General features: G+C 64.5%; 13 protein-coding genes. 12 read left to right on the top strand and 1 reads right to left on the bottom strand.

Going from position 1 to position 13793, the window contains the following annotated elements:
- Window position 1: 1 nt before the first annotated feature.
- The gene (locus Tharo_RS06565) at window positions 2–1732 is read right to left on the bottom strand and encodes a 2-oxoacid:acceptor oxidoreductase subunit alpha (protein ID WP_107220513.1); all 1731 of its coding nucleotides are present in this window, start codon (window positions 1730–1732) and stop codon (window positions 2–4) included.
- A gap of 383 nt (window positions 1733–2115) precedes the next feature.
- On the opposite strand from Tharo_RS06565, the gene had reads away from it, so the two are divergent.
- The 12 genes from had to Tharo_RS06625 all read left to right on the top strand — a co-directional run bounded on the left by had (window position 2116) and on the right by Tharo_RS06625 (window position 13746).
- Window positions 2116–3183, top strand: coding sequence for a 6-hydroxycyclohex-1-ene-1-carbonyl-CoA dehydrogenase (gene had, locus Tharo_RS06570; protein ID WP_107220514.1), 1068 nt, complete (start codon window positions 2116–2118; stop codon window positions 3181–3183).
- Between the two features lie 51 nt (window positions 3184–3234).
- Window positions 3235–4368, top strand: coding sequence for a 6-oxocyclohex-1-ene-1-carbonyl-CoA hydratase (oah, locus tag Tharo_RS06575; RefSeq protein WP_107220515.1), 1134 nt, complete (start codon window positions 3235–3237; stop codon window positions 4366–4368).
- Window positions 4368–5144, top strand: coding sequence for a cyclohexa-1,5-dienecarbonyl-CoA hydratase (locus tag Tharo_RS06580; RefSeq protein ID WP_107220516.1), 777 nt, complete (start codon window positions 4368–4370; stop codon window positions 5142–5144). The genes oah and Tharo_RS06580 overlap by 1 nt, the downstream gene beginning before the upstream one ends.
- Before the next feature lie 2 nt (window positions 5145–5146).
- A complete protein-coding gene (bcrC, locus tag Tharo_RS06585; protein WP_107220517.1) occupies window positions 5147–6307 on the top strand; it encodes a benzoyl-CoA reductase subunit C in 1161 nt (386 codons plus the stop codon).
- A gap of 2 nt (window positions 6308–6309) precedes the next feature.
- On the top strand, window positions 6310–7608 hold the full coding sequence (gene bcrB, locus Tharo_RS06590; protein WP_107220518.1) for a benzoyl-CoA reductase subunit B: 1299 nt from the start codon (window positions 6310–6312) through the stop codon (window positions 7606–7608).
- 10 nt (window positions 7609–7618) lie between these two features.
- The gene (bcrA, locus tag Tharo_RS06595; RefSeq protein ID WP_107220519.1) at window positions 7619–8935 is read left to right on the top strand and encodes a benzoyl-CoA reductase subunit A; all 1317 of its coding nucleotides are present in this window, start codon (window positions 7619–7621) and stop codon (window positions 8933–8935) included.
- A 2-nt stretch (window positions 8936–8937) separates the two neighbouring features.
- Window positions 8938–9786: a benzoyl-CoA reductase subunit D gene (gene bcrD, locus Tharo_RS06600; protein ID WP_107220520.1), complete on the top strand. Its 849-nt coding sequence runs from the start codon at window positions 8938–8940 to the stop codon at window positions 9784–9786.
- A gap of 25 nt (window positions 9787–9811) precedes the next feature.
- Window positions 9812–10057: a YfhL family 4Fe-4S dicluster ferredoxin gene (locus Tharo_RS06605; RefSeq protein ID WP_107220521.1), complete on the top strand. Its 246-nt coding sequence runs from the start codon at window positions 9812–9814 to the stop codon at window positions 10055–10057.
- Between the two features lie 57 nt (window positions 10058–10114).
- Window positions 10115–10582 carry a GNAT family N-acetyltransferase gene (locus tag Tharo_RS06610; protein ID WP_107222340.1) on the top strand — a complete coding sequence of 156 codons (468 nt, stop codon included), beginning with the start codon at window positions 10115–10117 and terminating at the stop codon, window positions 10580–10582.
- Between the two features lie 36 nt (window positions 10583–10618).
- The gene (locus tag Tharo_RS06615) at window positions 10619–11164 is read left to right on the top strand and encodes a GNAT family N-acetyltransferase (protein ID WP_107220522.1); all 546 of its coding nucleotides are present in this window, start codon (window positions 10619–10621) and stop codon (window positions 11162–11164) included.
- Window positions 11165–11240: 76 nt separating this feature from the next.
- Window positions 11241–11951: a 3-oxoacyl-ACP reductase FabG gene (gene fabG, locus Tharo_RS06620; protein ID WP_107220523.1), complete on the top strand. Its 711-nt coding sequence runs from the start codon at window positions 11241–11243 to the stop codon at window positions 11949–11951.
- 646 nt (window positions 11952–12597) lie between these two features.
- The gene (locus Tharo_RS06625) at window positions 12598–13746 is read left to right on the top strand and encodes an ABC transporter substrate-binding protein (protein ID WP_107220524.1); all 1149 of its coding nucleotides are present in this window, start codon (window positions 12598–12600) and stop codon (window positions 13744–13746) included.
- Window positions 13747–13793: the final 47 nt, after the last annotated feature.

A 13793-nucleotide genomic window follows, 5' to 3' on the forward strand; every position in this document is an offset into this window, starting at 1 on the left:
GTCAGCTCCAGTCGGCCAGTTGGCGGAAGATTTCGTCGGGTCGGATGGGCAGCGGACCGGGACGATGGAAGGCGCGCACGCTGCCGGGAAGGTCGTAGTGGGCGCGCAGGTAGCGGTGGAACTGGGCGCCGTGGCTCTGTTCGACGACGAGCACGCGCGAGACGCCCTCGAGGGCGGTGGCGAGCTGCTCGGGGCGCACCGGCGACAGCAGGCGGATCGACACCATGCGGCCCTTCTTGCCGGCGGCGCGCCAGCGCTCGAGCGCTTCCTGCACCGGTCCGGTGGTCGAGCCCCAGGTGATGACGGCGATGTCGCCCTCGCCCTTGCCGTCGATGTCGGCCCAGTAGGCGCCGTAATCGTGGGCGGTGAGCTTGCGCAGGCGCTTGTCGAGCTGGGTGCTGTGGTCCGAGGCCTGGCTCGAGGGGGTGCCGACTTCGGTGTGCTCGAGGCCGTCGGCGGTGTACTGGTAGCCCTTCATGCCGGGCACGGCCATCGGCGAGACACCCGACTCGGTGTTGCGGTAGCGGCGGTAGCGTTCGTCGCCCAGCTCACCTGCGGGGCGCAGGCGGTTGGCGCGCAGCCCGGGGTCGGCAGGCGGGGCGATGGTGGCGCGGCTCTGGCCCAGCGACTGGTCCGAGAGCACGATCGCGGCGGTCTGCAGGGTGTCGGCCAGATGCACCGCCCACTGCGTGGAGAAGGCGCAGTCGGCGAGCGAGTTGGGCGCTACCACCAGGTGCGGGGCGTCGCCGTGCATGCCGTAGAGGGCGATGTTGAGGTCGCTCTGCTCGGACTTCACCGGGATGCCGGTGGACGGGCCGCCGCGCATCACGTTGACGATCGTGATCGGGGTTTCGGAGGCGACCGCGAGGCCGATCGATTCGGTCATCAGCGCCAGGCCGGGGCCGGAGGTGGCGGTCAGCGAAGTGGTGCCGCCGTAGGAGGCGCCGATGATCTGGTTGACCGAGGCGAGCTCGTCTTCGGCCTGCACCAGCGCGCCGCCGAGCTTGGCGAGGTTGGGCGCGAGCCATTCGAGCACTTCGGTGCCCGGGGTGATCGGGTAGGCGGCGACAAAGCGCACGCCGCCGCGCACCGCGCCGAGGCCGGCGGCTTCGTTGCCGGTGATGCTCCACAGGCGCTGGCGCTCGCCGCCGGCGGCCGCGGCGAGCTTCTTGCTCGGCGGCAGCGAGGCGGCAAAGGCCATGCCCGCGCGCACCGAGGCTTCGCTGGCGGCGAGCGCGGCAGGGCCTTTCTTCGCCAGCGAGTCCTTGATCACCTTGAGTACCGCGTCTTCGGGCAGGCCGACCAGGGCGGCGACGGTGCCGAGCGCAATCATGTTCGGGCGCCCGCCGTCGATTTCCTTGGCGATCTTTTTGAACGGGATGTCGCCGCGGCGCGTGCCCTTGGCCAGGATCTGCTCGGGGAATTCGCCGCCGTCCGGGTCGCCCAGCACCAGGCCGTCGGCGGTCATCGGCACCTCGGCGGCGAAGCGGCCGACGTTCTGCCAGTCGATCGCCACCAGCATGTCGAAGTGGTCGTCGTGCGACTGCACCGGCGTGGTCGACAGGCGCAGCATCGCCGCCGCCTCGCCACCGCGGATTTGCGCTCCTGACGAGCGCGTCATGTAGGCATACCAGCCGGCGTGGCCGGCGGCATCGAGCAGCATGCTGCCTGCCGTCATCACCCCGGCTCCGCCGCTGCCGGCGAAGGTTATCGAAACCGATCGGGCTGTCATCCTGATTCTCCAAGTTCAACTGCAGGCCGCTGAGGCCGGTTCGGGATCACCTCGGGTGCGCACGAGCCATATCGATATGGATACGCCTATGCGCGGCGAGTGCGGTGCGGCTGCGCCCTTGCCGTTGGGTGACCGATGTTTCCGAGGGTTTCCGGGGCCGAGGCGCCCGGGGCGATGCTGCATCCCTCTGGACGCTTCAAAGTTTACGTTGACGCAAACGTCAATCCGTTGACTTAGGTCAACTGGAGGTCCGGGGGGCTCGTTTAAGGTTCGTCCATCACGACATGCAGTCTCCGCTTTTAAACGGTGATGTGTCAGAATAGTGTGACGTTAACGTCAACGTCATGGCGGCGAAGAGTTCAGTCAGTTCATGGAGGAGTGAGATGAGCAGCAATCCGCATCGTTGGATGATGACCTCGCCCGGCGCGCCGATGGTTCGCGCCGAGTTCGAGATCGGTGAGCTTTCTGCCGACCAGGTCGTCGTGGCCGTGGCGGGCTGTGGAGTCTGCCACACCGATCTCGGCTATTACTACGACAGCGTGCGCACGAATCATGCGCTGCCTCTGGCGCTTGGTCACGAGATCAGCGGGCGGGTGGTGCAGGCCGGCGCCAATGCGGCGCAGTGGCTGGGCCGTGCCGTGATCGTGCCGGCGGTGATGCCTTGCGGTACCTGTGAGCTGTGTACGTCCGGCCATGGCACGATCTGCCGTGACCAGGTGATGCCGGGCAACGACATCCAGGGCGGCTTCGCTTCCCATGTGGTGGTGCCGGCGCGTGGTCTGTGCCCGGTCGACGAGGCGCGGCTTGCTGCCGCCGGTCTGCAGCTGGCCGACGTCTCGGTGGTTGCCGATGCGGTCACCACGCCCTATCAGGCGGTGCTGCAGGCCGGCGTCGAGCCGGGCGATGTGGCGGTGGTGATCGGCGTCGGCGGCGTCGGCGGCTACGCCGTGCAGATCGCCAATGCCTTTGGCGCCAGCGTGGTAGCGATCGACGTCGATCCTGCTAAGCTGGAGATGATGTCCAAGCATGGCGCGGCACTCACGCTCAACGCACGTGAGATCTCCGGGCGCGATCTGAAGAAGGCGATCGAGGCGCATGCCAAGGCCAACGGCCTGCGTCTGACGCGCTGGAAGATTTTCGAGTGTTCGGGCACCGGTGCGGGGCAGACCAGCGCCTATGGCCTGCTCACTCATGGCGCGACGCTGGCGGTGGTCGGTTTCACGATGGACAAGGTCGAGGTTCGCCTTTCCAACCTGATGGCCTTCCATGCCCGCGCATTGGGCAACTGGGGCTGCCTGCCCGAGTACTACCCGGCGGCACTCGACCTGGTGCTCGACAAGAAGATCGATCTCGCCAGCTTCATCGAGCGCCATCCGCTCGACCAGATCGGCGAGGTGTTTGCCGCTGCGCATGCCCACAAGCTGACCCGCCGCGCCATCCTCACGCCCTGAACGGCATCCCTTTTAAGCACGCAACGAAAAAAGACACAGGAGTTCGATGACATGAATCCGACTACGCAAAAACTGGTCGAGCAGAACGCTCCGGCGCAATTGGTCGACCACAACCTGGTGCCCGAAACCGTTTGTCCGGGCGTGCTCTACGAGAAGCGTCCGGCGCGCAACCTGAAGGGCGAAGTGGTGCCGGGGCTGTACAACGTCTGGATCTCGCTCGACAACCCGAAGCAGTACAACTCCTACACCACCGATATGGTGAAGGGCCTGATTCTCGCCTTCCGCGCCGCCTCCTGCGCGCGCGATGTCGCCTCGGTGGTGTTTACCGCGGTCGGCGACAAGGCCTTCTGCACCGGCGGCAACACCAAGGAATACGCCGAGTACTACGCCGGCAACCCGCAGGAATACCGCCAGTACATGCGCCTGTTCAACGACATGGTGTCGGCGATCCTCGGTTGCGACAAGCCGGTGATCTGTCGTGTCAACGGCATGCGCATCGGTGGCGGTCAGGAGATCGGTATGGCGGCCGACTTCACCGTGGCCCAGGATCTGGCCAACTTCGGCCAGGCCGGCCCGAAGCACGGTTCGGCGGCGATCGGCGGTGCGACCGACTTCCTCCCGCTGATGATCGGCTGTGAGCAGGCGATGGTGTCGGGCACGCTGTGCGAGCCGTTCTCGGCACACAAGGCCAACCGCCTCGGCATCTGCATGCAGATCGTTCCGGCGCTCAAGGTCGACGGCAAGTTCATCGCCAACCCGCTGGTGGTCACTGACCGCTACCTCGACGAGTTCGGCCGCATCATCCACGGCGAATTCAAGACCGGCGACGAACTCGCGGCCGGCAAGGAACTGATGAAGCGCGGCGAGATCGATCTGTCGCTGCTCGACGAAGCGGTCGAGAAGCTGTGCGCGAAGCTGATCTCCACCTTCCCCGAGTGCCTGACCAAGAGCTTCGAGGAGCTGCGCAAGCCCAAGCTCGACGCCTGGAACCGCAACAAGGAAAACAGCCGCGCCTGGCTCGCGCTGAACATGATGAACGAAGCGCGCACCGGCTTCCGCGCCTTCAACGAAGGCAACAAGGAAACCGGCCGCGAGATCGAATTCACCGATCTGCGACAGGCGCTGGCCAAGGGCATGCCCTGGACCCCCGAGCTGATCGAAAGCCTGATGCCGGGTGCCAAGTGATGAGCGAGGCCAGCTCCCCGCTGAAGGTCTGGCTGGAGCGCGACGGCAGCCTGCTGCGTCTGCGCCTGGCCCGGCCCAAGGCCAACATCGTCGATGCCGCGATGATCGCTGCGATGCGTCAGGCGCTGGGCGAGCACCTCCAGGCTCCGGCGCTGCGCGCGGTGCTGCTCGATGCCGAAGGTCCGCATTTCAGCTTCGGCGCCAGCGTCGATGAGCACATGCCGGACCAGTGCGCGCAGATGCTGAAAAGCCTGCACGGGCTGGTGCGCGAGATGCTCGACAGCCCGGTGCCGATCCTGGTCGCGCTGCGCGGCCAGTGCCTGGGTGGCGGCCTGGAAGTGGCGGCGGCGGGCAACCTGCTGTTCGCCGCGCCGGATGCCAAGTTCGGCCAGCCCGAGATCCGTCTCGGCGTGTTCGCGCCCGCTGCATCCTGCCTGCTGCCGCCGCGCGTCGGCCAGGCCTGCGCCGAAGACCTGCTGTGGTCGGGGCGCAGCATCGACGGTGCCGAAGGGCACCGGATCGGCCTCATCGACGTCCTCGCCGAGGACCCGGAGGCCGCGGCGCTGCGGTGGTTCGACGAACACATTGCACGCTTGAGCGCGAGCTCGCTGCGTTTTGCGGTCCGTGCCGCACGCTGCGACAGCGTGCCGCGCATCAAGCAAAAACTCGATACCGTGGAGGCCCTCTACCTTGAGGAACTGATGGCCAGCCACGATGCGGTGGAAGGGCTGAAAGCCTTTCTTGAGAAGCGTTCTGCAAACTGGGAGAACCGTTGACCATGAGTACGGCAGACATCATCGCGCGCTGTGAAGCGCTTTACGAGGACCTTGATTTCACTGCCGCCAGGCAATGGAAGGAGGCCGATCCCTCTCGCAAGGTTATCGCCTACATGCCGGTATATGTGCCGCGCGAGATCATTCATGCGGCTGGCATGCTGCCCCTGGGCATCATGGGCGGCGGCGACGGCCTGGAGGTGATCCACGGCGACGCCTTCTACCAGAGCTACATCTGCCGCATCCCACGCTCGACCATCGAACTTGGCCTGTCGAAGCGCATGGATTTCGTCGATGGCATGCTGTTCCCCAGCATCTGTGACGTCATCCGCAACCTGTCGGGCATGTGGAAGCTGATGTTCCCGGGCAAGTACGTGCGTTACTTCGATGTTCCCCAGAACTACCGCGACGACGTCGGCGGCAACTACTACACCGCCGAACTGAACGAACTGCGCGAAGGCCTGGAGCACCTGTCGGGCCGCAAGATCACCGACGACGCCCTGCGCGCTTCGATCAAGGTCTACAACGAAAACCGCAAGCTCGTCCAGGATGTCTATGGCCTGCGTTCGCGCGAGCCCTGGAAGGTGCCGTCGGCCGACGTCTATCTGCTGATGCGCGCCGGCCTGGTGCTGCCGGTCGAAGAGCACAACCAGATGCTGAAGGACTACCTGGCCGCCGCGGTCAAGGTCGAGGCGCAAAAGCGCGACAACTGTCGCGTGATCATCAACGGCTCGTTCTGCGAACAGCCGCCGCTCAACCTGATCAAGTCGATCGAGCTCTCGGGCTGCTACATCGTTGATGACGACTACATGATCGTGCATCGCTTCCTGCGCAACGAAGTGTCGACCGCCGGCGATCCGATGCAGAATCTGTCGCTCGCCTTCCTGCACGAGTCGATCAGCACCGCCGCCAAGTACGACGACAAGGAAGAGGACAAGGGCAAGTACCTGCTCGAACAAGTCCGCACCAACGCCGCCGAAGGCGTCATCTTCGCCGCGCCCAGCTTCTGCGACCCGGCGCTGCTCGAGCGTCCGATGCTGGCCGACCGCTGCTCGGAGAACAAGGTGCCCTACATCTCGTTCAAGTACGCCGAGAACTCGGGCCAGATGCAGCCGATCCGTGAGCAGGCCGGTACTTTTGCCGACTCGATCAAACTCTGGAGCTAATCATGAGTGCAAAAACCAACCCTGAAGTCATCAAAGAATCTTCGATGGTGAAGCAGAAGGAGATGATCGCCGGTAACTACGATCGTCTCACGGGCACCAAGGAGTCGGGCGAGAAGGTCGTGTCGACCTTCGTGCCGGGCAACCTGAACGAGCTGATCATGTGCTTCGACATGGTCAACAACCTGCCCGAAACCAACGCCATCCAGAACGGCATGCGCAAGCAGAGCGGCGGCATGATCATGGATGCCGAGAAGGCCGGCCACTCGGAAGACGTGTGTACCTACGTCAAGGCCGACATCGGCATGATGGGTCGCGGCAACATCGCCCCCAACGGCAAGCCGATGCCCGCTCCGGACATGCTGCTGCTGTCCTACACCGGCTGCTTCACCTTCATGAAGTGGTTCGAGCTGCTGCGCCACGAATACAAGTGCCCGACCGTGATGCTGCAGATCCCGTATCAGGGCGATGGCAAGATCACCAAGAACATGCGTGATTTCGTCGTCAAGCAGCTCAAGGAAGAAGTCATTCCGATGTTCGAGCAGGTCTCGGGCGTCAAGTTCGACATCGACCGTCTGCGCGAATACCTGAAGAACTCGGCGAAGGCCGAAGACGATCTGGTGTGGGTGCTCGAGAGCGCGAAGAACCGTCCGTCGCCGATCGACGCCTACTTCGGCGGCGTGTATTACATCGGCCCGATGTTCACCGCTTTCCGCGGCACCGCCGACGCGGTCGAGTACTACGGCCTGCTGCGCGGCGAAATCGAGCAGCGCATCCGCGAAGGCAAGGGGCCGATCACCCCCGAAGGCGACATGAAGGAAGAGAAGTACCGCCTGGTCGTCGAAGGTCCCCCGAACTGGACCAGCTTCCGCGAGTTCTGGAAGCTGTTCTACGACGAAGGCGCGGTGGTGGTGGCGAGCTCCTACACCAAGGTGGGCGGCCTCTACGACCAGGGCTTCCGTCACGACCCGAACGATCCGCTGGGCACGCTGGCCGACTACTGCCTGGGTTGCTACACCAACAACAACCTGCCGCAGCGCGTCGAACTGCTCGAGAAGTACATGAACGAGTACCAGGCCGACGGCCTGCTGATCAACTCGATCAAGAGCTGCAACAGCTTCTCCGCTGGGCAGCTGCTGATGATGCGCGAAATCGAGAAGCGCACCGGCAAGCCGGCCGCGTTCATCGAGACCGACCTTGTCGATCCGCGTTATTTCTCGCACGCAAACGTCAAGAACCGTCTGGAGAGCTACTTCCAGATGGTGGATCAGAAACGCAGCGGCGCGTCGCTGGCAACCGCGTAAGGAGCGAACCATGGAATGTTTCGTCGGAATTGATCTGGGGTCCACCACGACCAAAGCGGTCGTCATGGACGACAAGGGGCAGGTGCTCGGCCGCGGCATCACCAACTCGCGCTCGAACTACGACACGGCGGCGCGTGTCTCGAAGCTCGAGGCTTTCATCGATGCGCGCCTGAGCCTGATCCGCCGCGAACTCGACAAGGAGCCGGCAGTGGCCGGGCGGGTCGATGAGATCATCGACGGCCTGACCCGCAACTTCCGTCGCGAGCAGTTCATCGAGCAGCTCGGCGACCTGGAGCAGACCTGCGTGGCCAACGTCGAAGGCCCGCGCTTCGCCGGCAAGGAAAAGGCGATCGTCGGCGCGCTGACCGAAGTCTTCCGCCGCCTGCGCGAGGAAGAGGCGGACAAGCTTTTCGCGCCGGACGCGCAGCGCAAGTCGGACTTCTTCCGCGACCTCGCCGGTTCGCGCTTCATGCAGATCGGTGAAGAAGTGGCCCGCGCCAACGGCGTCGAGTTCGATCACCTGCTGCACATGTACGACAAGTCGATCATCGAGGTCGAGAACCGTCCGCCGTCGGCCGACATGAATCGCAAGTTCCGCAGCGCGATGGAACGCGTCCGCGGTGAGATGTCCAGCGCCCTCGATACCGCTGCGCTGGGCGCGCCGATCGATGCCGCGCTCGAAATCGACATGAGCGAGCGCTACGTCGTCGGCACCGGCTACGGCCGCGTTCGTCTGCCCTTCCCGAAGGAGCACATCCGTTCCGAGATCCTGTGCCACGGCCTGGGCGCGCACCTGATGTATCCGAAGACCCGCACCGTGCTCGACATCGGCGGCCAGGATACCAAGGGCATCCAGATCGACGACAAGGGCATCGTGGTGAACTTCCAGATGAACGACCGCTGTGCTGCTGGTACCGGCCGTTACCTGGGCTACGTCGCCGACGAGATGAACATGGGTCTGCACGAACTCGGCCCCCTCGCGATGAAGTCGACCAAGTCGATCCGCATCAACTCGACCTGCACCGTGTTCGCCGGCGCCGAGCTGCGTGACCGTCTGGCGCTGGGCGACAAGCGCGAGGACATCCTCGCCGGTCTGCACCGTGCGATCATGCTGCGTGCGATGTCGATCATCTCGCGTTCGGGCGGCATCACCGACCAATTCACCTTCACCGGTGGCGTGGCCAAGAACGAGGCAGCGGTCAAGGAACTGCGCCAGCTGGTCAAGGAAAACTACGGCGAAGTGCAGATCAACATCGACCCGGATTCGATTTATACCGGTGCTCTGGGGGCTTCCGAGTTCGCCCGTCGCGCCGTCGTGGAGGCTTGAAAATGACGATCACTGCAGGCATCGATATCGGCACTGGCGCGGTCAAGACCGTTCTTTTCCGCGTCGAAGGCGACAAGACCGAATGGCTCGCCAAGCGCAACGACCGCATCCGTCAGCGCGACCCGTTCAAGCTTGCCGAGGAGGCCTACAACGGCCTGCTCGAGGAAGCCGGCCTGAAGGCGTCCGACGTGGATTACGTGGCCACCACCGGCGAAGGTGAGAGCCTCGCCTTCCACACCGGCCACTTCTACTCGATGACCACGCATGCGCGCGGGGCGGTGTACCTGAACCCCGAAGCGCGTGCCGTCCTCGACATCGGCGCGCTCCACGGTCGTGCGATCCGCAACGACGAGCGCGGCAAGGTCGAAACCTACAAGATGACCAGCCAGTGCGCGTCGGGCTCCGGCCAGTTCCTCGAGAACATCGCACGCTATCTGGGCATCGCGCAGGACGAGATCGGCTCGCTGTCGACGCAGGCCGACAACCCCGAAGTGGTGTCGAGCATCTGCGCCGTGCTGGCCGAAACCGACGTCATCAACATGGTGTCGCGCGGCATTTCGGCGCCGAACATCCTGAAGGGCATCCACATCTCGATGGCCGGCCGCCTGGCGAAGCTGCTGAAGTCGGTCGGTGCGCGTGACGGCGTGGTGCTCTGCACCGGTGGTCTGGCGCTCGACGAAGGCCTGCTGAAGACGCTCAACGAGTCGATTCAAGAGCAGAAAATGGCGGTTGTGGCCTACAATCATCCTGACTCGCCCTATGCCGGGGCGATCGGTGCAGCACTGTGGGGCGCCTTCCGTCATGAAAAGCTGGCCCGCCTCGGCCAACAGCAAGTGGCGGAAGCAGCCTGAGCCAAACTATCGAGGAGAAAGCAGCATGGCCTTGTACATCAACGACGACTGCACGGCGTGCGACGCCTGTGTGGAAGAGTGCCCGAACGAGGCGATTACCCCGGGCGATCCGATCTACGTGATCGACCCGACCAAGTGTTCCGAGTGTGTGGGCGCTTTCGACGAGCCGCAATGCCGGCTGGTCTGTCCGGCGGATTGCATTCCGGATAATCCGGACTACCGCGAAACACGCGAAGAACTGCAGGAGAAGTACGATCGCCTGCACGGTTGATTGACCTGCCGGGGCCACCAATAGGTGGCCCCTTTTCACATTTTTACGGGAGGCATGATGACTGCGAATAGCGAAACCAGGTTGCGCCCGCTCGCCGCTGGCGATGTGGATCGTCTTACCCGTCTCGACGCCATGACCAGCGGCGGCGGTAGTCGTACCAGCTTCTTCGAGCGCCGGCTGAAGGCCGAGCAGGTGCGCGCAGAAGGCTTCTTCTCCTGCATCGCCGAGCGCGGAGGCAACATCGTCGGCTTCGCGCTCGGGCACTTGCTCGATGGCGAGTTCGGCGTCAAGGGGCGGGTTGCCGTGCTCGACGCGATCGCCGTCGACCCGGGCACCCAGCGCCAGGGGGTGGCGCGGGCGCTGATGGATGAGTTCGACCGTGTCGCGCGTGCGCGCGGGGCCAACGAGATGCGCACGCAGGCGCAGTGGAACCAGCCGGCGCTGGTCGAGTTCTTTGCCGCGGCAGGTTTCCGTCTGGCGCCGCGGGTGGTGCTCGAACGCCCGACCGAGTACGTGAACTTCTGAGTTCCCGCTGCAACGGACCATTGACGGAGATCTACGATGACCAGCCATCCCCATCCCACTACGAAGCAGATGATCGACCAGTTTTCCGGGGAACCCAACTACAGCGACCCCAACCCGGACGATGCCGTGGCGCTGTCGCGCGACCGGATCCCGGTGCGCTCGCTGACGCAGGAAGACTTCGATGCCGTCGTCCGCATCGACCGCCACGACAGCGGCCAGGATCGCAGCGCGTACTACCGGCGCAAGTTCGAGGAAGCGCTCGGCGGCTCCGGCGTGCGCGTCTCGGTGGTTGCCGAGCAGGACGGTGCCGTGGTCGGCTTTCTGATGGCACGCGTCGATTTCGGCGAATTCGGCCGTGCCGCCGCTGCTGCGGTGATCGACACGGTGGGCGTCGATCCGGCCATGAAAGGGCGTCATATCGGCAAGGCGCTGGTTTCCCAGCTGCTTGCCAATCTGACCACGCTCAGGGTCGAGTCGGTCCGCTCTGAAGTCGAATGGAATCAGTTCGGCCTGCTCCACTTCCTCGAGCGCTGCGGCTTCCGCCCAGGGCAGCAACTGGCGCTATCACGTCCGCTGAACTGAGCCGAAGCCCTGTCTGTAACCCACAGCCCGGGCACGCTGGTCGTGTCCGGGCTTACTTTTTCAAGGTAGGAACGAAATGAGTTTTTCTGGCGAATTGTGCGGCCGTGTGGCCATCGTGACCGGTGGCGCGCGCGGGATCGGCAGTGCGATCACCAACGCCCTGGTGGCGCGTGGCGCTGAAGTCCATGTATTCGACCTCACCGACACCAACGAGTCGGCGGGAACGCTGCACCGGGTCAACATCGCCGACGCCGACAGCGTGGCGCAAGCGGTCGCGAGCCTGCCGGCGCCGCCCACGATGCTGGTCAACAACGCGGGCATCACCCGCGACCGCAGCCTGTTGAAGATGAGCGACGACGAGTGGCGCTCGGTGATCGACGTCAATCTGAGCGGAGCTTTCCACATGCTGCGCGCCTGCGCGCCGGGAATGGTCGCCGCCGGTTGCGGCAGCATCGTCAATATCACCTCGATCAACGGCATGCGCGGCAAGTTCGGCCAGGCCAACTACAGCTCGGCCAAGGCCGGCATGATCGGCCTCACCAAGACCGCTGCGCGCGAGCTCGGCCCGAAAGGGGTAACGGTGAACGCCGTCGCTCCGGGCATGGTGATGACCGAAATGGCCCGCGCCCTGCCGGCTGAAGTGCTCGACCGCGCCCTGCAGGAATCCGCGCTGCGCAAGCTCGCCGCACCCGAGGATATCGCCGCCGCGGTCGTGTTCCTGCTCTCCGACATGGCCCGCATGATCACCGGCGAAGTCATCCGGGTGGACTCCGGTCAGTACATCTGAACGCCCGCACCGGAGGTGCCGGGATGGTCCGGCCTCCGGTATTCCCGTCCCGGCGATCAGCCGGCCGGCACGGCCGGTACGCCCTGGTCGACGATCCCCGCCTGGCAGTGATGCCCGGCGGGGATTGTTTTTTGCGGGGCATTCTGCGGGCGCCTGCGCTGCGGGCGGGGCCGCATCACCAGTTATTGTCTAATGGAACAAACAATTGTTTGACTGAGTAGTTTGTCGACGATAATGTATTTCGCTCCCGCACATGACGGCTGAAGCGGCTACCGGCGCCAGGCTGGACGGTGTCTCTGGCCGGGGGCCGGCAAGAGGGAGCAAGGAGGGAGGCGAGGCCTCCGAAAGCCCCGATCGCATGCGGCAGAAGCCTGTGCTAGGGTAGCAATCTCGACACTTCGGGGGCGTGCGCACGGTTCTTGAGAAAGTGATTCGCGTGAATGCCGGACAATACGTTTGGTTTTGCTCCATGGGGTGCAAATAGCGCCATCTTTGGAGTGTTTCGATTCGTCAGAATCGTCTAACATGTCGCCGGTGGCTGCGGAACGTTCGCTGACGAGCGTCATCGGGTCGCGTTGAAGACGGCAGGCTGTCCGCAGGGCCGTCGCCGAAAAGCATACAAAGGCATCAAGCCGGAGGAGACACCATGAAATTGAAGAAAACCCTGTTGGTCGCGATGAGTCTTGCTTTCGTCGCCGGTACGGCCCAGGCCCAGCTCAAGGTCGGGATCAGCGTTTCGGCGACCGGCCCGGCGGCCTCGCTCGGGATCCCGGAGCGCCAGACCGTGGACCTGATGCCGAAGACGATCGGCGGCCTGTCGGTGAGCTATGTCGTGCTCGACGACGCCTCGGATACGACCAGCGCGGTGAAGAACATCCGCAAGCTCGTTTCCGAAGACAAGGTCGATATCGTGCTCGGCTCGACCACTTCGCCGAATTCGCTGGCGATGATCGACGTTGCCGCCGAAACCAAGACGCCGATGATCGCCTGGGCGGCTTCGAGTCGCATCGTCGAGCCGGTGGATGAGAAGCGGCGCTGGGTGTTCAAGACGCCGCAGAACGACGCCCAGATGGCGACTGCGATCGTCCAGCACATGACCAGCAGCAACGTCAAGAAAGTGTCCTTCGTCGGCTTTGCCGACGCCTACGGTGAGGGCTGGTACGAGCAGTTCAAGTCGATCGCCGAAGCGCGCGGGATCGAGATCGTCGCCAACGAACGCTTCAACCGCACCGACACTTCGGTGACCGGCCAGGTGCTGAAGATGATGTCCGCGCGCCCCGACGCGATGTTCATCGCCGGTTCGGGCACTCCCGCAGCCCTGCCGCAAAAGACGCTGAAGGAGCGCGGCTGGACGGGCAAGGTGTACCAGACCCACGGCGTCGCCAACAACGACTTCCTCCGGGTCTGCGGGCGTGACTGCGAAGGCACGCTGCTGCCTGCCGGACCGGTCCTGGTCGCCGAGCAACTGCCGGCCGACAATCCGGTCAAGGCCAGCGCGATGAAGTACATCAACGCCTACGAGGCAGCCCACGGCAAGGGCAGCGTGTCGACCTTCGGCGCCCACGCCTGGGACTCGGGCGTACTGCTCGAAGCCGCCGTGCCGGCTGCGCTCAAGGGCGCCAAGCCGGGGACCGCCGAATTCCGTGCGGCCCTGCGCGACGCCCTCGAAAGTGTCTCTGAAGTCGTCGGTGCCCACGGCATCTTCAACATGAGCCCGACCGATCACCTCGGCCTCGACCAGCGTGCCCGCGTGATGGTGCAGATCCAGAACGGCGCCTGGAAACTGGCCAAGTAAACGATCTGGTGACGGCCGCCGGGTGTTCCGCTCGGCGGCCTTTTCAA

This window comes from Thauera aromatica K172 (genome assembly GCF_003030465.1).
Taxonomy (GTDB): domain Bacteria; phylum Pseudomonadota; class Gammaproteobacteria; order Burkholderiales; family Rhodocyclaceae; genus Thauera; species Thauera aromatica.